Here is a 20,224-nt window from a genome sequence, read left to right on the forward strand (position 1 = left end):
GTTGTTTTCGGCGGGTCGCAGATTTTTAGCGATGCTTATCGCTTTTTCATTTGGTAGTCATACATGGGGTCGTAGTAGTCAACCAGTAAGCCTTCTATCCACTGTTTATGCAGCTCTGCACTGTCTTGGCTTAAAGCCTGCTGCAATATGCCGAACAGTTGGCGAAAGCGGAGGTCGCCTAGTCGCTTGCGGGTTCGGGCTAGACTGTCGAGCAGATAACTCTCAAACTGCTCACGTGACGGGTAAAGATCCTGGGCGGCTACAACATATTCCTGATAAATGACTTCCACACGATGCTCTATACTGGCTTCAATAGGGTACCGCTCAGCTTTTTGAGTTGCATGGCGAAGGCATTCAGGAACGGAAACTGAGCCAATATGGCTGCCTTCGTCCTCTATAAATAGGCTGGTCGCGCCATGAGCCTTAAGTTTTATCAGTTTAACGGCTAATTGGTTTTCAAAGTCAATCTGGGTGGGTTGAGGCTCAGGGTAACGGCCGAATGCTGACCCTCTATGGTGGGCGAAGCCTTCTAAGTCAATTGAATTCGGCTGATTCTTAATAAACTCGGTTTTCTGGCAGCCGGTGCGACCGCTTACGACAATCCAGTTAAACTCGGAGACAAGCTCTTGCGTGCGCTGAATCAGGTGTTGTCTGAGTGCTTTATAACCTCCCTCAATACGAGGTCGGGCAATGCCTTCATCATTTAACCACTGTTGTACTATTAGTGATCGTAAACCGCCCCGGAAACAATAAATCACACCATCCGGATGTGTATTGAAAAAACTTTTCCAGGTGCTAACTCTTTGCTGCTTTGTTTCTCCGCAGACCAGCTCGTGTCCCAGCGCAATAGCGGCATCCTGACCGTGCTGTTTATAACAAGTCCCCACTTTTGCGCGCTCGTTATCTGTCATTAGAGGTTGATTCACCGCGGTACAAAAAGCGCCTTTTTTAAATTCCGCCGGGGCTCTTAAATCCAGCAAAGGTGTATCGTTAATAAAGAGTTCGTCAAATTGTGAGTGGGTTATCCATTTACCAGACATTTACTCAACAACCACTCGGTATGTTTGTGTTTCTGCCGTATAGAGCTCACCAATAATCTGTATTGACTGATTATGCTCGCGACAGGTTTGATAAACGGCTTCAACGTCTTCTTTTGCCACACTAATGAGTAAGCCGCCGGAGGTTTGTGGGTCACATAAAAGGTTACGCTGTTGCTCCGGTACCGGGCTAATATGCTGGCCGTAGCTCTCAAAGTTGCGCAAGCTACCTCCGGGAACACAGCCCTGATTGAGGTAATCATGTACGTGGGGCAGGGTCGGGATTTTGTCGAACTGTATTTTTGCATAAAGGTCGGCACCTTCAGCCATTTCAATCAAGTGTCCGGCTAAACCGAATCCGGTCACGTCTGTCATGGCGTTAATGCCTTTAATATCTGCAAAGACGTTGCCAATTCGATTCAGCTGACACATAGTTTCAATTGCAATGCCACTATGCTCAGGCAACAGTTTTTTCTGTTTTTGTGCCGTAGTTAAAATACCAACCCCTAAAGGTTTGGTTAGCATTAATACATCGCCTTCCCGGGCGGTATCGTTTTGTTTGAGTTTTTGTTTTTCTACCTGACCTGTTACCGCCAACCCAAATATAGGTTCTGGCGCATCAATACTGTGTCCGCCGGCAAGCATAATGCCCGCGTCAGCACAGGCCTGTCGCCCTCCATCAATAACTTGCTGCGCCACTTCCGCTGGTAGTTTGTTGATTGGCCAGCCGAAAATAGCGATAGCCATTAAAGGCTGACCGCCCATAGCGTAAATATCACTAATAGCGTTTGTTGCAGCTATGCGGCCAAAGTCGAAGGGGTCGTCGCAAATTGGCATAAAGAAGTCAGTGGTACTTAATACAACCTTACCATTGCCTAAATCATAGGCTGCAGCGTCGTCCCGGGTGCTGTTACCCACCAGCAGTTTAGGATCGGGTGTTATATCCAGTTTGCTTTGCAAAATGCTTGATAGAACCTGCGGCGATATTTTGCAGCCACAACCGGCGCCGTGACTGTATTCTGTTAGTTTAACGTCCTGACTCATGGCTGTATGTCCCTGTTAATTGGCTGCTGTAGTGAAATGAGCGTTTCTGTCGACTGTATTTCATCAATAGCCTGAATTCGGTTGATTAGCGTGTGTTGTAGCTCGTTTATTGAAGGTGTCATAATTTTAATAAAGACATTGTACTGACCGGTGGTGTAGTACGCCTCAATAACTTCCTCGAGCTTTTCCAGTTTTTCAATTGCGGCCGGGTAGTCACCCGCGCTTTTCAAGGTAATGCCAATGAAACAACAGACATCGTAGCCTAAGCGTTTGGCGTTAACCTGTAAACGCGTGCCCTCAATAATTCCCGCGCGCTTCATTTTTTCAACCCGCACGTGAATAGTGGCCGGGCTCACTTTATAGCGTTTAGCCAGTTCAGCATAAGGAATCCGTGCGTCTTCCATCAGGGTTTTGAGTATGGAACGGTCCAGATCATCGATTTGATAATTTTCAGGTGATTTTTTCATGTTTTATTAAAGCTTCGTTAATTAATTTAGGTATAAATTAACGAAAAACAATAAGTAAAGCTATTTTTATTAAACGTTATTGAATAAATAATCCTGAAAGGTATTAATTGAATTGTGTTTTTATTCTTTTATTAACGGTTCGGAGTATTTATGAAGTCACAATACATGTTACAGCAACAGAAAATTCAATTCGTAAAAGCCTGCTTTACTCAGCAGTTGCAGCTTCAGCTTGGGCTTATTGAAGTGCAGTCGCCACTACTAAGTGAATTGGGCAGTGGTGTTCAGGATGATTTGTCGGGCTGGGAAAAGGCGGTTGCAGTTAAAGTAAAAGCCGTGCCCGACAAAGATTATGAAGTAGTTCATTCATTGGCTAAGTGGAAGCGCTTTACCCTTGGCCGTTACGGCTTTGGTGCAGGTGAGGGCATAGTTACCCAGATGAAAGCCTTGCGGCCTGACGAAGAAGCTTTGAGTTCCGTACATTCTGTTTACGTTGACCAGTGGGACTGGGAAAAAGTCATTACTGAAGAGCAGCGTTCGCTGGCGTTTCTGATCCAGACCGTCGAGCGTATTTACGCTGCTTTGCGTCAAACGGAGCAGCAATATATTGAACAACACGGTGGAACCGGAACCTTACCGGAGAAAATACAGGTTGTGCATGCAGAGGATTTAATTACTGCCTATCCAGACCTTACTGCAAAACAACGTGAGCGCAAAGTGGTTAAACAACATGGCGCAGTATTTTTGGTCGGTATTGGCGGGGAGCTGAGTCATGGTCATGCACATGACGTAAGAGCGCCGGACTACGATGACTGGAGTTCGGTTAACGAGCAGGGCAGTACGGGCTTAAACGGCGATATTCTTGTCTGGCATCCGGTATTAGATGACGCGCTGGAACTTTCTTCTATGGGGATACGTGTTGACCAGCAGGCATTAAAGCGTCAGTTGGCTATTAGCCAACAGGAGGAAAAGCTCAAGCTACCCTGGCATCAGTCCTTGTTAGCGGGTGAATTGCCTTTAACTATTGGAGGGGGAATAGGTCAGTCACGGGTGGTTATGCAAATTTTACAAAGTGACCACATTGCTAAAGTTCAGTGCGGTGTCTGGCCGGAACCCATTGCTGAAGCCCTATAGTTGCAATTAACAGACTGATCTTGAAGTTTCTAGACGACTGGTCTAATATAGACCGCATGACTAAGAATGACACACGACAAAACATCATAACAATCGGTGCTGACCTGATATCCATACATGGGTTCGGCAGCACCGGTTTGAATAAAATTCTGAGCGAGGCGCAGGTGCCCAAGGGCTCCTTTTATCATTACTTCAAAAGTAAGAATGATTTTGGCCTGGCTGTTATCGAAACCTACGCCGAGGATTATGAAGCACGCATGGACGAAACTCTGGCTAACGAGACGTTGGAGCCGGTTGATCGTTTGCGCAGCTATTTGCGTCGCTCGGTAGAGGACTTAAAGTCGTGTGATTTCTCCAAAGGCTGTCTGATAGGCAACCTGGGTCAGGAAATGGCATCTCAGAGTGACTTATTTCGCGAACGGTTAGATGACATTTTTTCTGACTGGGAGCAGCGTATTGCCCGGTGTTTAAAAGCTGCACAGGACGCACAGCAAATTCAGCAGTGCATTGACACCGAACAGATGGGAGCCTTCATTCTTTCTGGTTGGCAGGGGGCATTACTGCGAGCCAAAGTTCAGCGTTCTATGCTGCCGCTACTGCGTTTTGAAGAGATGATATTAAAGCAGTTAGGGGCAGTTGACTAATAGCACTAACCGGAGGTAAAGCTATGTCAGAAGTACAAGATAAAGTTGTGATTATTACAGGTGCAAGCAGTGGTTTAGGAGAAGAGACCGCTCGTATGCTTGCAGCAAAAGGCGCAAAACTGATGTTAGCGGCGCGTCGCGAAGATCGCCTAAAAGAATTGACTGAGTCAATTAAGAAAGACGGTGGCCAGGCAGCTTACCGTGTGGTTGATGTAACCGACAAAGCCGCAGTTCAAAAACTGGCTGACGACACTAAAGCTGAATTTGGTCGTATTGATGTCTTAATTAATAACGCCGGACTCATGCCACTGGCCCCGCTCGACGCGCTGAAAGTGGACGAATGGGACACCATGATTGATGTGAACATTAAAGGTGTTTTGTATGGTGTAGCTGCTGTATTACCGGTTATGCGTGAACAGCATGTCGGTCATATCATCAACCTGTCATCAGTTGCAGGTCAGAAAGTCTTTGCCGGCGGAACGGTGTATTGCGCAACTAAGTTTGCGGTAAAAGCCATTTCTGAAGGCATTCGTCAGGAATCTAATGGTGAAATTCGCGCAACCAATATTTCACCGGGCGCTGTAGCAACAGAACTGACTGACCACATTAGTGACAAAGACGCGAAAGAAATGGCTGACAGTTTGTATTCAGACGCTATTGATTCTGCGGCTATTGCCCGTGCCATTACGTTTGTGATTGAGCAACCTCAGCAAGTTGACGTGAATGAAATGATCATTCGCCCAACCAAGCAAGAGCTGTAATTTGTTATGAAATATTCAGTTCTTGATTTAGCACCTATTACCGAAGGTGGGTCTGTGGCTGAATCATTGCATAATTCTGCTGATTTAGCCCAGCATGCAGAGCGGTGGGGTTACCACCGCTTCTGGATGGCTGAGCACCACAATATGACCGGAATTGCCTCGGCCGCAACCGCTGTTGCCTTAAGTTATGTTGCCGGCAAAACCGATAAAATTCGGGTAGGTTCAGGTGGTGTCATGTTGCCTAACCATGCGCCTTTTGTGGTGGCTGAGCAGTTTGGTACGTTGGATGCCCTGTACCCCGGACGTATTGATATTGGTTTGGGTCGAGCGCCGGGAACAGACGGCCGAACCCTACGGGCATTGAGACGTAAACCCGACGACGCCGAGCAGTTTCCTAACGATGTTCAGGAGCTTTTAGGTTACCTGGAAGAAGCACAGGAAAGTGATGCCATTAAAGCTGTGCCCGGCTTTGGACAGAAAATTCCGGTGTGGTTGCTCGGCTCAAGCACTTTTGGCGCCCAGCTTGCAGCGCATTTAGGTCTGCCTTATGCCTTTGCATCGCATTTTGCACCAGACTATTTGCAGCATGCATTAAAAGCGTATCGCGAGAACTTTCGTCCGTCGCGTTACCTCAGTAAACCTTATGTTGCTGCGGCAATGAACGTTTTTGCGGCAGACAGCGAAACCGATGCGCGAAAAATGATGAGCTCAATGCAACAACAGTTTATTGCGTTGCGTCGCGGTACACCCGGGCCTTTGAAAGCACCGGTGGATGACATAAGAACGGTTGCTGCGCCTCATGAACTGGCCGGGGCGAATCATGCATTAACCTATACGGCGGTTGGCACTAAGGATTCAGTTCAACGGCATATTAATCAGTTTATTGATGATACCGGTATAGATGAAGTTATTCTTACCTGCCATGCCTTTGATCATCAGGCTCGTTTAAGGTCGTTAGAAATTGCTGCAGAAGCTTTAAACGGAAAGTGAAAAGCGTTTAGCTAAAAGACTGACGCTTTACCTTAAACACGTTAGAATAGCGGCATCTTTAACAGGCAGTCTGGTTGTATTTTTATGAGAATTATCATTCGTTACTTTTTTCGTACTCTACGGCTTATTTTAACGCCTATTGTTTTACTAGTTGAAAAGTTGACCACACCAAAAGGCCAGAGCCGCAGTGATGAGGCTCAGCAACAGGTAGATGAAGCTTGCAAGTCTTTGGCTCTTTATCAATTTGCCGCTTGTCCTTTTTGCGTCAAGGTGCGTAAGGAAATTGCCCGTCTTAATTTGAATATAGAGTTAAGAGACGCGAAAAATAATGAGCAGCACAGACAAGAGCTGCTAGATGGCGGCGGCAGGGCTAAAGTGCCGTGTTTGCGCATTGAGCAGGACGATAAAGTACAGTGGATGTATGAGTCCGACGACATTAACCAGTATTTACAACAGCGCTTTGCTTAATCAAACATTGGGCGACTAGTTCCTAACCACTGATCCAGGCTTTGCTGAAAGTCCGGATCAGCGTTAAGCTCGTTAATGACTTCATTAAGGTGCCGCACAGCTTTACGCCCCCATTCATTATTGCTACAACCCACTGCACCCTCGATAATCACACCCTCGTACTCTTTAATAGGTAAAAACACCAGTCCGCTGTTTTTAAATTCAGTTTCGTTGTAGTAAGTCATGATCATTTCATAATCGATAGTGTAATCAATACGCTCGTTGACTATCATGGTCAGCAAGTTGATGTGGGCATTGTCGCCGCTGATAAAACTGAAATTATCTGAGTCGATAAGGTGCTCTTCCAGCAGGGGCTGCAGTCGTCCATAACGGCGTTCAGCTGGTTGCGCAAAGCGTAAATTTGAGTCCTGAACCAGGTTGGAAAAATTTACTGGCTGGCCATATTTTCCAATGATTCTGGCCGCGGTGTCAGCACGGGTAATTATGCCGTGTGGTTGGTACCGATGAGTTATGTCGGTGTAATTAAATTCGGAATTGTAACTTGCTCCTTTAATCAGGCAGGGAAAGCAGAGGTTTTTGTTCTTTTTCATAAGCATGGTAATACGGCGGGAGGGCAGTTTTCTGACCTTGTGCGACAGTTCCGGTAGCTGGCGCTGAAAGCTGCTGACTAAAGCATCGCAAAAGCCTTGTTCTTCGTATTTACCATCAAATATATGAAACGGCGGGGAGGAGTTTACTCCCCAAATAATGTCTTCATGCTCGGCAAGGCTGCTTGAGCTAAACAGAGCCACTATAGATAATGCGGTGTACAGCGCAACAAGTTGCTTGTTAAAGGTCATAGTAACCGCCTTTCTTTATAATGAACGTTTTGACTATCATGATAAAAGCTTACATTGTTACTTAATTGTTATATCTGATAGTTTTATCTAAGCACAAAATATAGGTAATTGCTAAATGCTGGTTATTTTTAATCACGGAAAAGAGAGTGGCCCCTGGGGCACCAAAATTAAAGTTTTAGCCAAAACCGCTGAAGCTTTGGGGGTTAGCGTAACCAGTGTCGATTATCAGGGTATTGATGATCCTGATCAGCGCGTGGAAAAACTCACAACATATATTGAAGCACTAACGGAAAATTTCTTACTGGTCGGTTCCAGCATGGGCGGTTACGTGGCAACGGTCGCTGCAGCTAAAACAAAGAGCCGGGGGCTGTTCTTAATGGCTCCGGCCTTTTACTTAGGTGGTCAGGCAAATTTTGACGAACTAACACCGGCTTGTAAGACTCAAATTGTTCATGGCTGGAACGACGATATTGTTCCTGTTGAGAACAGTTGGCGTTATGCGGAAAGAACCAGGGCAGAGTTACACCTGGTGAATGATGACCACCGTTTAATTGACAGCCTGCCGCAAACTAATGCACTGTTTAAACGGTTTCTTGAAACGTTATTAAAAGGGTAGGTTATGGAATATACATTAGCTCCGGAATTAGCCAGAGACAGTTATCATTTAACCGATTGGCCGCTATGCGAAGTCAGAGTCATGAATGACAGGCAATTTCCGTGGTTTTTGTTGGTTCCTAAAGTGGCAGACGTGCGCGAAGCCATAGACCTTTCTGAAGACGATCAACTGCAGTTGTTAAAAGAAAGCCGATTTCTATGCCACTGGCTAAAGGCTGAATACCAACCCGATAAACTTAATGTCGCTGCTTTAGGAAATCAGGTTCCGCAGTTGCATGTTCATCATATAGCGCGGTTTCAAACTGACGCTGCCTGGCCTGCTCCAGTCTGGGGGAAACAACCTATGCTTCCGCTGGAAGAAAGTGAAGTGGCAAGGCTGCAATCGGTATTCGCTGATATTACAGTGTAAGTGTTTTAGACTGAGTGTGTGCGTTAACAAAATAACGGAGAGTAACCCCCAGAGGTTACTAATAACAAATGGCAGCAGATTATTTGATTACCAGTAAATGCGTGAATTTAGTGGCGCAAATAAGCACCGACTTTGGCCGTTGGTTAGCATTACTTGAATCCGATAAAAGCAATTTAGAAGATTTTAAGTCTCAACAATTGCCAATTAAAGCTCATGCGTCGGTAGGCCTGGATGAGCAGTCACAACCGCTGGAGGGTATTCGTCTAGATGAAGCCTATAAAAAGCTGTCTGAGTGGAATTTACATTCGGAGTCAGATCTTAAAAACGCTCACCAGATGATTTGCGCCGCAGTAACCCCCAGTGCCGGAAGCTATCGCGCAACGGGAATGGGCGTTTACCGCAACAACAAACTGGTTCATATGACCGCTCCGGCGGGGCAGGCCGGCAAGTCGGTAAGAAGTTTATTGTCCTGGTTAGACGAAAGCAACGAACACCCTTTAATTAAAGCGGCTATTTTCTTACAGCAGTTCGAATTTATTCAGCCGTTTTCTGTTGCCAACGGTTGTGTTGGAAGACTCTGGTTTAGCCTTATTTTAGCTAAATGGCATCCGGCAGTTGCCTGGTTAAGCTTTGAGCAAATCTTTAAATTCAATAAAGACGAATATCTTGATTGCTTGCGACGCTCAATTAGTGAAAATGACAGAGGTCTTATGGTTGAGTTTATTCTGGATTGTTTGCAACAGAGTATTTCAACCACAGTAAAAGAAGAAAAAGACAAAGCAGAGGTGCTGGAAGAAGCGAATATTTCGCATGATTTTTCCAGTGAAATGGCATTGAGTTCGGTAAAAAGTTCGCTGTTAGGTTCGGATAACGGTTCGGGTAAAGGTCGATATTCGGGCACGAGCACACGAAACATGGTACTTAGGCTATTAAATGAGCAACCCGAATGGAGTGCCGCCAGAGTCGCTGAAGTGTTGAATATTTCGTCGCGTGCGGTAGAAAAACACATTTCTAAATTGAAAGAACAAGGAGTATTAATTCGAAAAGGTTCTGCCAGAGGAGGTTATTGGCGAGTGGCAACTGAAATGGGAGAGCAACTTAGCTTACCAGAATGGAACCAGTGAATGTTTTATTGAGTGTCACTAGAAGAAGAATTGGTCGGCGTGAGAGGATTTGAACCTCCGACCCCTGACACCCCATGACAGTGCGCTACCAAGCTGCGCCACACGCCGACCGAGGACTGCTATGTTACTGGATTAAGCCGAATTAGCAAGTCTCAACAAGCTCTCCGATGCTCGACTGCTGCTATTTTCGACAATTAATCCTTGTTTTCAGTTTCGCTAAAGCGTTTTAAATCTTTCAGGGCGTCGATAAGCACCGGAACGGGTGGTTCGGCCTGTTTTTTCAGTTCAAAATCGCTGCTGCTGTATACGCTAAACTGACCACTATTATCTAAAATCGTAATCTCTTTCTGGTCGTAAATAACAATATAAGGACTGTAGGTTTCAACCAGTGGCCAGCGACGTTTAGATGTCTGCAAGCTTTCCCCATTGGTGTAATTTTTATGAGAACCAGCGCAGGAGATACGCTCTTCCAGCATGGTTGGAACTAAATCCATAAGTCCGGCTATAGGTTGGTCTGCCAACTGGTAATTTCTTTGCCATAGCGGAACCTGCATGTTTTCAAGCGCAAACTGCTTGTTACCCAATAACTCGTCACTTTGCGCAGGAGACAACGCCGTGAGCAGCAGTTGTTGGTCTCCGGTTTGCTGAAGCACTTTATCTAAAGTAGAAATATCGTCTTCAGCAATTAAAATGACATTAATTTGGTTTTGAGGATGAGTGCTAAACTCTGTCAGCTCCTGGCTTTGCCAGTCAGGATGAAACTGACTTAAACTCAGAGAGTCGTTCCAGTTTTCACTGTGATACCAGCGCACATCAAAATTAAAGTCGTTTAGCGGCTTAAGGTAAGCGGGTTTCAGCTGCTGTCGCTCAATGGACTCCTGATAAAAGTCGGGCAAGCCATAAAGCACCTGAAATAATCCACCGTCGCGGTTCGGATGAGCCAGTAGTTTAAGCTCCGGTCGCTCTAGTTGATGTTTGGCTGCCAGAGTTTCCAGTTCTTTTTGAATTTCGCTACTGCTACGTTCGAATAGAATCAGAGTTGTTGATTGCTGAGAATCTATTTTAGAGCATAAAAGCGGGTGCTGAGGATACTTAAGTTTTATTTTATCGGTAGCCATCAGCATTTGTTGTCTGGCCTGATAGCTTTCGACATCAATGACTCCGTGCTTAGCCATTAATGTTTTAGCCGTTGTTGGATAGGACAACGGAAACATATCGTCTTGCTGGGTAATAGGGTCGTACAACACCGCGTCAGCCCAAACATGAATACTGTGGCTAACGAAAAAGCATAAAAGGAAAATGGCTGTAACCGGAGCGCCGATTTTTCGTTGTTGTAAATCTTCCAGACGTTTCCAGGCGAGGTTAGCCAGTAGCAGCTGTATTCCGACAGTCAGTAAGAAACCTAACAGAACACCGGAAATAATAACGAAACTTGCCCCTGTGAAAACCGCTTCTGCATCGCGGGTCATTTGCGCCATAGAGTAGGTATTTAAATGATAACCGTACTGACGAAAGAACAGCGCATCGGCGATAAGTGCTATCAGGCCGAATGAGGCTATCAGGGCGGCAAACCCTCGTAATATTTTGGAGTAGGGAACAACCAGGCAAAACGGGAATATAAGAATAATGAAGAATATAAAAGGCAGGAAGGCAAAGTGACCTATCCAGCTGACAAGCATGTAGAGATTACCGATAGCCGTGGAAGGCTTCGGGGCCGCTTCAATATACAAAAGTCCAATAAACAGGCAAAGGATGATATTGGCAAAGGTAAACCAATGTCCCCAGCTTATTAATCGGGCAATTTTATCCCTACGTTGGTACTTTCCCATCGTTCGTCAGTCCCGTGTTACAATGGCATTATAGTAACACAGCAAAACAGCAAGGATAGTCCCCGTTATGCAATTGCGGATAGAAGAAAGCATTATTCACCAGTTTTATCAAAATGACGGACAAGTCGGGCTTCGACTGGCTCCTTCGGCATTAACCGAAGATGACCAGTTGCACGATTTGTTAGTTGAATTAACGGATGTGTATACCAGCAAACCGGCAAAAGGTTATGCGAGTTTTCTTAAAGACGAAGAAGAAGGGGAACCCGGTCCTTTTCCTGAGCATTTAACCTCCTGGTATGACGGGCAACTAGACTTTGTCGAGTTCAGCCAGCAGTCTGCCAAGCTATTGCTGGAACAACTGCAAAACTATAATTTGTTAGAAGCGGGCTTTTTGTTAGTCACACGCTACCAGCACATTAGCACCGAGTATTTATTGGTCTGCTTCTTACCCGTTAAAGAAGGGGTAACAATAAACCCCGAGCTGGCTGTTGACCGCTCGTCGCAGTTAGATATAACAAAAGTTCAATTGGCGGCTCGTATTGACTTAACCGAGTGGAAAACATCTCCGGAAAGTGAGCGGTACATTTCCTTTATTAAAGGACGTGCCGGCCGCAAGGTTTCAGACTTCTTTCTGGATTTTCTGGGATGCACTGAGCGTTTAAACTCAAAAGCGCACACACAACAGTTAGTCGATTCCGTTCAAGAATATGCGAAACAGTCCGAACTGGAAACGGAACAACGCCAAGCCTTGAACAAAGCGGCTTATGAATATTGTGACGACCAATGGAAGCAGGGCGACACAGTAAAGATTAAAGATCTATCAGAGCAATTTGCAGAGCAGTACCCGGTAGAAAAAAGCTTCGAGAGTTTCTCAAAGGATTTTGCTGAACAGAATTCTCGTGAATTAGTCGATGATTTTCCGGCAGATAAGTCGACATTACGCAAGTTAGTTAAGTTTCAGGGACAAGGCGGAGGCGTCAGCGTTGGCTTTGATCACACCGCCCTGGGAGAGAGAGTGCATTATGATGCGGCGACAGATACATTGACAATTAATGGTACGCCGCCAAATTTACGTGATCAATTACGGCGTTATTTTGGTATAGATAGTTAGTTGAAGTGATTAAGTAAATTAAAACGCCGGACAAGCCGGCGTTTTGAAAGTACTTAAATTGTTTGGTTTAGCCGATGTTATTTATCGGCAGCACCGGGAACAATGTTGTTGGCATGCAAGCCTTTGGGGCCTTCTTCGAGTTCAAACTCTACGGGTTGCCCCGCTTTAAGTGTGCGATAGCCTTCCATTTCAATGGTTGAATAGTGAGCGAAAATATCACCTTCGCGGTCCTCGCTTTCGATAAAGCCGAAGCCCTTCGAATTATTGAACCATTTGACTTTTCCGGTAGCCATACTTCTACATCCTTCTTCTGCAACAGATAGATAGTTTATTATTATTAGGTGCGGTGGCTTGAAAAATCGCCGATTTAGCACCATGTTTAACTCTAGGTGACGTGAGTGATTAGTCAAGCCCTAAAGTTTAAAAAGTAACCTAGATTGTTAATATTTTGGTTGTTTTTTTCTGTTTTCTGGTAAATTTAAAACTATTATTATGGCAGGTTGTTAATAAATGAGTCAGTTTGATCACCAGCACCTTAGCGATACAGAGGAAAAGCAGGAGCTCAAGCCACCATCCATGTATAAAGTCATTATAAATAATGATGACTACACCCCTATGGATTTTGTGATTGAAGTATTGATGAGATTTTTTAAGATGGATCAGGAGCGCGCCACGGACACCATGTTACAGGTGCATTATAAAGGAAAGGCCGTTTGCGGTGTATATTCTGCGGAAATCGCCGAAACTAAAGTAGTACAGGTAAATCAGTATGCTCGGGAAAATCAGCATCCATTATTGTGTACCATGGAGCAAGAATGATCCGGGTTGGCTGGTAAGGAGTGGTCTATGTTGAATAAAGCCCTTGAATTAACGCTGAACGATGCGTTTCGGCTAGCGCGCGAACGTAATCATGAATTGATGACAGTTGAACACTTGCTAATTGCATTACTGGATAACCCAGATGCATCGGAAGCGCTTCGAGCTTGTGGGGCAAACTTTCAACAATTGAAAGAAGAACTGTTAAGTTATATTGACCGCAGTACACCGCTGTTTGGTCCGGAAGAAGAAAGTCCGGATACTCAACCTACGCTTGGTTTTCAGCGAGTTTTGCAGCGCGCGGTGTTCCATGTTCAGTCATCCGGTAATGCTGAGGTAACGGGTGCCAATGTATTGGTTGCCATTTTCAGCGAACAGGAATCTCAAGCCGTCTATCTGCTAAGTAAAAACGATATCACCCGACTGGATATTGTTAACTTCATTTCTCATGGTATTTCTCGTATCGATGACGATGAGCCGATGGACGAAGAAATGGCGGAAGAAGAGGCCGTTAAGGGTGGCGAAGAGCAAGAGAGCTATTTGAAGCGCTTTTGTGCCAATCTTAACGTGCAGGCAAAGGAGGGCAAAATTGACCCTCTAATTGGCCGCGATTTTGAGCTGGAACGGTGTGCGCAAATTCTTTGTCGCCGTCGTAAGAATAACCCGTTGTTAGTCGGCGAAGCCGGTGTGGGTAAAACTGCTATTGCAGAAGGTCTGGCTTATCGCATTATTAAAGGTGAAGTACCGGAGATACTCGCGGATGCCACCATCTACTCACTGGATATGGGCGACCTGCTGGCGGGCACTAAATATCGTGGCGACTTTGAAAAACGCTTTAAAATGCTTTTAAAAGAGCTGCAGGAAAAAGAACACGCTATTCTGTTCATTGACGAAATTCATACCATTATTGGAGCCGGCGCCGCCAGCGGAGGCGTTTTAGATGCTTCTAACTTGATTAAGCCGTTGCTTTCAAGTGGCCAGCTTAAGTGCATTGGCTCCACTACTTATAATGAATTCAAAAATGTTTTTGAAAAAGACAGAGCATTGGTTCGTCGCTTCCAGAAAGTGGATGTGGTTGAGCCTTCTGTAGAAGACACCACTAAGATTCTAATGGGCTTGAAAGAGCGTTACGAAAGCCATCATGGTATTCGTTACACGCAACCGGCTATTAAAGCGGCAGCGGAGCTTTCTGCTAAATACATTAATGAACGCCATTTGCCCGATAAAGCCATTGATGTAATGGACGAAGCCGGTGCTTCTCAGCGTTTATTGCCGCCGTCTAAGCGCCGCAAAACCGTGGGGGTCTCTGATATTGAGACCATTATCGCCAAGATAGCCCGTATTCCGGAGCAATCTGTTTCACGCTCCGACCAGGACTTACTGAAGCAGTTGGATCGCAATTTGAAAATGGTGGTGTTTGGTCAGGATGAAGCCATCGACAAACTTACTGGTGCTATTCGGTTGTCGCGTTCGGGTCTTGCCAACGATAACCAGCCAATAGGTTCGTTTATTTTTGCCGGACCAACAGGTGTTGGTAAAACCGAGGTAACACAGCAACTGGCGAAAGCCATGGGCATTGATCTGGTGCGCTTTGATATGTCGGAATATATGGAGCGCCATGCGGTCAGTCGCCTAATTGGTGCGCCTCCGGGTTATGTAGGATACGAGCAGGGCGGTTTATTGACCGACGCCGTAATCAAGCAGCCACATTGCGTGTTGCTGTTAGATGAGCTGGAGAAAGCCCACAGCGATGTATTTAACATTCTGTTGCAAGTGATGGATAACGGCACCTTAACGGACAATAACGGCCGTAAAGCTGACTTCCGTAACGTGATTATTGTTATGACAACCAACGCGGGTGTTCGTGAAACTGTGCGTAAGTCTATTGGCTTTAAGCAGCAGGATCACAGCTTCGATGCGCTGGCTGAAATTAATAATATTTTCACACCGGAGTTTCGTAACCGTCTGGATGGTATTGTCTGGTTTAACCATCTGTCACCGGAAGTACTGGAACAGGTTGTCGATAAATTTATTTGTGAACTGCAGGCTCAGTTAGATAAAAAAGGCGTTTCGCTTGAGGTTGACCCTTCTGCTCATGCCTGGATTGCAGAAAAAGGCTATGACAAGGAAATGGGTGCGCGCCCAATGAGTCGGGTTATTCAGGAACACTTGAAGAAAACCTTAGCCAACGAAATTCTGTTCGGGAAACTGGCTAGTGGCGGCAGCGTGAAAGTGACTGCTGATGGCACGGACGGACTGCAATTTGATTACGACAGCAAAAATGAAACCGTAGAAGGTTAATAAATCTTCGACAGAAATGAAAAAACCGGCTCATTAAATGAAGCCGGTTTTTTTTAATCCTCAGTGCGGATTAACGTGCGCGGAAGACGATGCGGCCTTTGGTCAGGTCGTAAGGAGTTAACTGCACAGTCACGGTATCGCCGGTCAGGATGCGGATATAGTGCTTACGCATTTTTCCTGAGATATGGGCAGTAACTACGTGACCATTTTCCAATTCTACTCGGAACATAGTGTTAGGAAGGGTGTCAAGAACCGTTCCCTGCATCTCAATACTGTCTTCTTTCGCCATTAAAATCCTCTAATCTTTGTTTTGAGCTTTAAGTGTGTGCGATTTTAGCTCTTTTTTCCAATGATTGCCAACCAGTCGTTCATATGGGGCAAATCGAGTCTTATAATTCATCTTTTTGCAGTCATCAATTTGGTAACCCAAATAGAGTCTGGCAACTTCTCGCTCCTGAGCCAATCGAATCATTTCTAATACAGCGAAGGTACCAGGCGAACGCTTTTCCTCATCGGGATGAAAAAAGGTATAAACCGCGGACATTGCGTCAGCAGTGCGATCAACTACCGAAACTATCATTAACTCATTGCTGGCATTGCGCCACTCTAATAATTCGGGAGTTAACCAGTCGCAATCTATCCAGTTCCAGAACTTGTCCGGGTCGGGTGGGTACATTTCCCCATCTGCGTGTCGTTGTTCAATAAACTGAGAAAATAATTGACTGTAATCGGCTTCTGGCTGCTGTTTAATCTGCAGCGTTAAGTCGTCATTCTTTTTTAGAATTCGTTTTTGATTTTTACTAAAACGAAATTCAGGCACGACCACACGCAGCGACTGACAGGCACTACAGAGCCGACAGTGAGGGCGGTAAACGTCATTATGGCTGCGACGGAAGCCGTATTGCATTAGTTGCTGATACGCGTCTGCATTAAGGTTTTCTAAATCATTAGGCAAGGCAACAACAAGCCGCTCTTCTTGGTCGGTTAAATAGTGACACTGGCTTTCTTTCGTGACACCAAATTGCACTACAGTTCTCCAGAATGAGAAAGCTCACGAGCTTGCCAAAAAGTCTCCGGCATCTTTTGTTGTTGCGCAATATTGAGCTTCATTAAAAAACGTTCCCTATGAAGATTAACAGCACCTAATGAAAATAAATGCGGATTACCCACCTGACAATCAATTAGTTGGCCGCCATGCTTTTTAAAATATTGAGCGAAACGTAACAAGGCTATTTTTGACGCGTTAGTTTTGTAGTGAAACATACTTTCTCCACAAAAAGCACGGCCTACTGAAATACCGTATAAACCGCCCGCAAGTTCATTGTCGAACCAAATTTCGATCGAATGGGCGTGACCTAGCTGATGAAGCTTGCAATAAGCTTCAATCATTTCTTCCGTTATCCAGGTACCTTCTTTGTCGGCACGCTCGTCTGCGCAGGCGCGAACCACTTCGGCAAAGTTACAATTGATGCTCATTTGCCAGTTTGGTTTACGGTTGGTTTTAGCCAAAGAGCGGCTGGTATGGATTTGGTCGGGGAAGAATACGGCTCTGGGGTTAGGGGACCACCACAGAATGGGGTCATTCTCTGAGAACCAGGGAAATATACCTTGCTGATAAGCGTGTATCAGCCGACCCGGCGATAAGTCTCCACCGACAGCGAGTAGCCCATTGGGCTCATGCAAAGCTGTCGCTGCGGGTGGAAAGCTTATTGATGCTGGATCAAGCTGAACAATCACGTTAAAAGATTAAGGCTTAGTCAATGCGTCTAAGTAACGCTCGGCATCTAACGCGGCCATACAGCCACTACCGGCAGAGGTAATTGCCTGACGGTAAATGTGGTCCATTACGTCACCGGCTGCAAAAACGCCCGGAACGCTGGTTGCTGTCGCATTGCCCTGAAGCCCGCTTTGCACCTGAATGTAACCGTCCTGCATCTCCAACTGCCCGTCAAAAATGCCGGTGTTAGGCTGGTGCCCAATAGCAATAAAGCAGCCCGCAACTTCCAGCTCTTCGGTACTACCGGTTTGAGTATCTTGAATACGAACGCCAGTAACACCGGCGTCATCACCCAGCACTTCATCTAAGGTTTTATTCAGGTGGAAGGTAATATTACCGTTCTGCTCTTTTTCATGCAGACGGTCGACCAGAATTTTCTCTGCCCGGAAAGTGTCACGACGGTGGATAACATGCACTTCGCTGGCAATGTTTGAAAGATACAACGCTTCTTCAACCGCAGTATTACCGCCGCCGACAACGCAGACTTTTTGCTTTTTGTAGAAAAAGCCGTCACATGTTGCGCAAGCTGAAACGCCTCTACCCATAAAGGCTTCTTCTGAGTCTAAGCCTAAGTATTTAGCTGAGGCGCCAGTGCTGATAATGACTGAGTCTGCGGTGTATTCACCAACGTCACCTTTTAACTGAAAAGGGCGCTTGGAAAAGTCGACGCTGCTAATATGGTCAAACACAATTTCGGTATCAAAGCGCTCAGCGTGCTTTTGCATGCGGACCATAAGGTCGGGCCCGGTTAAACCTTCGGCGTCGCCCGGCCAGTTCTCAACATCGGTCGTGGTGGTTAACTGCCCACCTTGTTGCATACCCGTTACCATAACAGGGTTTAAATTAGCGCGTGCAGCATAGACTGCAGCTGTATAGCCAGCAGGACCTGATCCCAGAATAAGTAACTTGCAGTGTTTGGCTTCAGCCATTAGGAAAACTCCATTAATTCGTTTTTGATTGTTCGTTCTTTAGCTATGGGGGTTGATTGTAGGGTTTACAAGCTTAGCGAACAAGAACTGCCAATAAAAAAGCCCGCAAACTTTTTGTTCACGGGCTTATTCAGAACAACCTGGTAATTACGCTTGTAGCGCTTCGCGTGGGTCCTGATAATCCAGACCTAGCTGCTGACCAAGATCATCGTGAATAGCTTTGTAGGTAATTTTACCTTTGTGCATATTCAGGCCACGTAACAGGTGCTCGTTTTCGAGCATGGCTTGCACGCCTTTATTTGCAAGCGCAATACCATAAGGCAAGGTTGCATTATTCAGTGCAATAGTAGAGGTACGTGCAACACCGCCCGGCATGTTTGCCACACAGTAGTGAACAACGTCGTCAATAATATAAACAGGATCCTGATGCGTGGTTGCTTTTGATGTTTCAAAGCAGCCGCCCTGATCAATTGCAACGTCAACCAATACTGAGCCTGGCTTCATATTGCTGATGTTTTCGCGGGTCAGCAGTTTAGGTGCGGCGGCGCCCGGAATAAGAACCGCGCCAACGACTAAGTCGGCTTCACGAGAGTATTTATCGATAGCATCAACGGTTGAGTAAACAGTTTGTACACGGCCGGCAAAAATATCGTCCAGTTCACGTAAGCGAGGCAGAGAACGATCTAAAATAGTGACTTCAGCACCCAGGCCAATAGCCATTTTCGCAGCGTTAGTACCAACAACACCGCCGCCAATGATAAGTACTTTACCCGGTGCTACGCCAGGAACACCACCTAATAAGGTGCCGCTGCCACCATGGGCCTTTTCTAAATAGTGAGCGCCTGCCTGAATTGACATACGCCCGGCAACTTCACTCATAGGAGCTAAAAGAGGCAAACCGTTACGAGTATCAGTGACCGTTTCGTAAGCAATAGCAGTACAACCCGCTTTACCCAGTAACTCAGTTTGAGTTGGGTCTGGTGCTAAATGAAGGAAAGTATAAAGAATTTGGCCTTCGCGAAGCATTTTGCATTCGTTTGGCTGAGGCTCTTTTACTTTAACAATCATGTCGGCGCGCTGAAAAATCTCTTCTGGTGTATCAATAATAGTTGCACCGGCTTCCATATATTGCTCGTTTGTGAAGCCTATTGCTGCACCACCGTTATTTTCAATGATGACGTCATGGCCGTTTTCCACATATTCACGCACGGCTGCTGGAGTTAAGCCGATACGGTATTCGTGGTTTTTAATCTCTTTTGGTACACCAATTAACATTATCTGCCTCTTACAATTTCGTGTTTAAGGGGGAATTGTTTGGCGCAAATTATAGACGCAAATAACAGTGCATGACTTACTTTTTTTAAGTTATTTTTTGGTGTGATATACTAATTTTAATTACTTATTTAGAGATTTATTATGTTTAACGCCGAACAACCAGCAGAAGTCACTATTGATAAAACCGACAGGAAGATCCTGCGGCTTTTGCAGGATGATGGACGCATGTCGAATGTTGAACTGGCAAGGCGTGTAGGGCTTAGCCAGACTGCTTGCCTGGAGCGTGTGCGTAAGCTTGAGCGGGAACAAGTAATTGAAAGTTATCATGCCCGGATTAATCCTGCTAAGTTAGGTGCAAACCTGATGGTTTTCGTTGAAATTACCTTAACCCGAACCTCAGCCGACGCTTTTGCCGAATTTAGCGAGGCTGCACGTAAAACGGATGAAATTCTTGAATGCCATTTGGTGGCGGGTGACTTCGACTTCCTGATAAAAGCACGGGTGCCGGATATGCGTGCTTACCGCAAATTATTGGGTGAAACCCTGTTAATGATGCCGGGGGTTGATGAATCAAGAACCTATGTGGTTATGGAAGAGGTCAAACAAGAAAATAAAGTATTAGTAAAGGGGTAACATTGGGGCTGATATTCGCTACAA

23 protein-coding genes and 1 tRNA gene are annotated in these 20,224 nt (G+C 45.6%); 12 read left to right on the forward strand and 12 right to left on the reverse strand.

Going from position 1 to position 20,224, the window contains the following annotated elements; translation table 11 throughout:
* Positions 1-35: 35 nt before the first annotated feature.
* The 3 genes from mnmH to asnC are packed head-to-tail and all read right to left on the reverse strand — an operon-like array spanning position 36 to position 2,548.
* Positions 36-1,040, reverse strand: coding sequence for a tRNA 2-selenouridine(34) synthase MnmH (gene mnmH, locus DEU30_RS02525; protein ID WP_114981373.1), 1,005 nt, complete (start codon positions 1,038-1,040; stop codon positions 36-38).
* A complete protein-coding gene (gene selD / locus DEU30_RS02530; protein WP_114981372.1) occupies positions 1,041-2,081 on the reverse strand; it encodes a selenide, water dikinase SelD in 1,041 nt (346 codons plus the stop codon).
* Positions 2,078-2,548, reverse strand: a complete 471-nt coding sequence (gene asnC, locus DEU30_RS02535; RefSeq protein WP_114981371.1) for a transcriptional regulator AsnC — start codon at positions 2,546-2,548, stop codon at positions 2,078-2,080. The genes selD and asnC overlap by 4 nt, the downstream gene beginning before the upstream one ends.
* A gap of 150 nt (positions 2,549-2,698) precedes the next feature.
* Between asnC and asnA the strand changes: the two genes are divergently transcribed.
* The 5 genes from asnA (at position 2,699) to DEU30_RS02560 (ending at position 6,542) form a co-directional block, all read left to right on the forward strand.
* Positions 2,699-3,679, forward strand: a complete 981-nt coding sequence (gene asnA, locus DEU30_RS02540; protein WP_114981370.1) for an aspartate--ammonia ligase — start codon at positions 2,699-2,701, stop codon at positions 3,677-3,679.
* A gap of 56 nt (positions 3,680-3,735) precedes the next feature.
* Positions 3,736-4,323: a TetR/AcrR family transcriptional regulator gene (locus tag DEU30_RS02545; RefSeq protein ID WP_110014008.1), complete on the forward strand. Its 588-nt coding sequence runs from the start codon at positions 3,736-3,738 to the stop codon at positions 4,321-4,323.
* A 23-nt stretch (positions 4,324-4,346) separates the two neighbouring features.
* Positions 4,347-5,084 (forward strand): SDR family oxidoreductase, encoded by a 738-nt coding sequence (locus DEU30_RS02550; protein WP_114981368.1) that lies wholly within the window; start codon positions 4,347-4,349, stop codon positions 5,082-5,084.
* A gap of 6 nt (positions 5,085-5,090) precedes the next feature.
* Entirely contained in the window at positions 5,091-6,074 is a 984-nt protein-coding gene (locus DEU30_RS02555; protein WP_114981366.1) for an LLM class flavin-dependent oxidoreductase, read from the forward strand.
* An 84-nt stretch (positions 6,075-6,158) separates the two neighbouring features.
* Complete coding sequence (locus tag DEU30_RS02560) at positions 6,159-6,542, forward strand: glutathione S-transferase N-terminal domain-containing protein (protein ID WP_114981364.1); 384 nt, start codon at positions 6,159-6,161, stop codon at positions 6,540-6,542.
* Here the strand turns inward: DEU30_RS02560 and DEU30_RS02565 are convergent.
* Complete coding sequence (locus DEU30_RS02565; RefSeq protein ID WP_114981362.1) at positions 6,539-7,381, reverse strand: TIGR02285 family protein; 843 nt, start codon at positions 7,379-7,381, stop codon at positions 6,539-6,541. The two genes, DEU30_RS02560 and DEU30_RS02565, sit on opposite strands and share 4 nt — an antisense overlap.
* A 115-nt stretch (positions 7,382-7,496) precedes the next feature.
* Here DEU30_RS02565 and DEU30_RS02570 point away from each other — a divergent pair, with 115 nt between their 5' ends.
* The 3 genes from DEU30_RS02570 to DEU30_RS02580 all read left to right on the forward strand — a co-directional run bounded on the left by DEU30_RS02570 (position 7,497) and on the right by DEU30_RS02580 (position 9,529).
* On the forward strand, positions 7,497-7,997 hold the full coding sequence (locus tag DEU30_RS02570; RefSeq protein ID WP_114981360.1) for a YqiA/YcfP family alpha/beta fold hydrolase: 501 nt from the start codon (positions 7,497-7,499) through the stop codon (positions 7,995-7,997).
* 3 nt (positions 7,998-8,000) lie between these two features.
* Positions 8,001-8,405: an HIT family protein gene (locus tag DEU30_RS02575; RefSeq protein WP_011233938.1), complete on the forward strand. Its 405-nt coding sequence runs from the start codon at positions 8,001-8,003 to the stop codon at positions 8,403-8,405.
* Positions 8,406-8,473: 68 nt separating this feature from the next.
* On the forward strand, positions 8,474-9,529 hold the full coding sequence (locus DEU30_RS02580; RefSeq protein ID WP_114981358.1) for a Fic family protein: 1,056 nt from the start codon (positions 8,474-8,476) through the stop codon (positions 9,527-9,529).
* Between the two features lie 31 nt (positions 9,530-9,560).
* On the opposite strand, the gene DEU30_RS02585 is transcribed toward DEU30_RS02580, so the two are convergent.
* Together DEU30_RS02585 and DEU30_RS02590 are read right to left on the reverse strand one after the other, a co-directional pair.
* A tRNA-Pro gene (locus tag DEU30_RS02585) sits at positions 9,561-9,637 on the reverse strand.
* Between the two features lie 86 nt (positions 9,638-9,723).
* Positions 9,724-11,358, reverse strand: coding sequence for a DUF3413 domain-containing protein (locus tag DEU30_RS02590; protein WP_114981356.1), 1,635 nt, complete (start codon positions 11,356-11,358; stop codon positions 9,724-9,726).
* A 67-nt stretch (positions 11,359-11,425) separates the two neighbouring features.
* Between DEU30_RS02590 and yejK the strand changes: the two genes are divergently transcribed.
* Positions 11,426-12,469, forward strand: a complete 1,044-nt coding sequence (gene yejK / locus DEU30_RS02595; RefSeq protein ID WP_011233929.1) for a nucleoid-associated protein YejK — start codon at positions 11,426-11,428, stop codon at positions 12,467-12,469.
* A 77-nt stretch (positions 12,470-12,546) separates the two neighbouring features.
* Here yejK and cspD read toward each other — a convergent pair whose 3' ends face one another.
* On the reverse strand, positions 12,547-12,762 hold the full coding sequence (gene cspD / locus DEU30_RS02600; RefSeq protein ID WP_011233928.1) for a cold shock domain-containing protein CspD: 216 nt from the start codon (positions 12,760-12,762) through the stop codon (positions 12,547-12,549).
* A 217-nt stretch (positions 12,763-12,979) separates the two neighbouring features.
* Between cspD and clpS the strand changes: the two genes are divergently transcribed.
* Both clpS and clpA read left to right on the forward strand, forming a co-directional pair.
* Positions 12,980-13,288 carry an ATP-dependent Clp protease adapter ClpS gene (clpS, locus tag DEU30_RS02605; protein ID WP_011233927.1) on the forward strand — a complete coding sequence of 103 codons (309 nt, stop codon included), beginning with the start codon at positions 12,980-12,982 and terminating at the stop codon, positions 13,286-13,288.
* Between the two features lie 27 nt (positions 13,289-13,315).
* Complete coding sequence (gene clpA, locus DEU30_RS02610) at positions 13,316-15,586, forward strand: ATP-dependent Clp protease ATP-binding subunit ClpA (RefSeq protein ID WP_114981354.1); 2,271 nt, start codon at positions 13,316-13,318, stop codon at positions 15,584-15,586.
* Between the two features lie 70 nt (positions 15,587-15,656).
* On the opposite strand, the gene infA is transcribed toward clpA, so the two are convergent.
* The 5 genes from infA to ald all read right to left on the reverse strand — a co-directional run bounded on the left by infA (position 15,657) and on the right by ald (position 19,567).
* On the reverse strand, positions 15,657-15,875 hold the full coding sequence (infA, locus tag DEU30_RS02615; protein ID WP_008489926.1) for a translation initiation factor IF-1: 219 nt from the start codon (positions 15,873-15,875) through the stop codon (positions 15,657-15,659).
* 9 nt (positions 15,876-15,884) lie between these two features.
* On the reverse strand, positions 15,885-16,613 hold the full coding sequence (locus DEU30_RS02620) for an arginyltransferase (protein ID WP_114981352.1): 729 nt from the start codon (positions 16,611-16,613) through the stop codon (positions 15,885-15,887).
* Positions 16,613-17,323: a leucyl/phenylalanyl-tRNA--protein transferase gene (gene aat, locus DEU30_RS02625; RefSeq protein WP_114981350.1), complete on the reverse strand. Its 711-nt coding sequence runs from the start codon at positions 17,321-17,323 to the stop codon at positions 16,613-16,615. The genes DEU30_RS02620 and aat overlap by 1 nt, the downstream gene beginning before the upstream one ends.
* Positions 17,324-17,332: 9 nt before the next feature.
* A complete protein-coding gene (gene trxB / locus DEU30_RS02630) occupies positions 17,333-18,292 on the reverse strand; it encodes a thioredoxin-disulfide reductase (RefSeq protein ID WP_114981348.1) in 960 nt (319 codons plus the stop codon).
* Between the two features lie 147 nt (positions 18,293-18,439).
* A complete protein-coding gene (ald, locus tag DEU30_RS02635; protein WP_011233922.1) occupies positions 18,440-19,567 on the reverse strand; it encodes an alanine dehydrogenase in 1,128 nt (375 codons plus the stop codon).
* Between the two features lie 138 nt (positions 19,568-19,705).
* Between ald and lrp the strand changes: the two genes are divergently transcribed.
* Entirely contained in the window at positions 19,706-20,200 is a 495-nt protein-coding gene (gene lrp / locus DEU30_RS02640) for a leucine-responsive transcriptional regulator Lrp (protein WP_041291753.1), read from the forward strand.
* Positions 20,201-20,224 lie beyond the last annotated feature (24 nt).

The organism is Idiomarina sp. 017G (assembly GCF_004362265.1).
Lineage (GTDB): Bacteria > Pseudomonadota > Gammaproteobacteria > Enterobacterales > Alteromonadaceae > Idiomarina > Idiomarina loihiensis.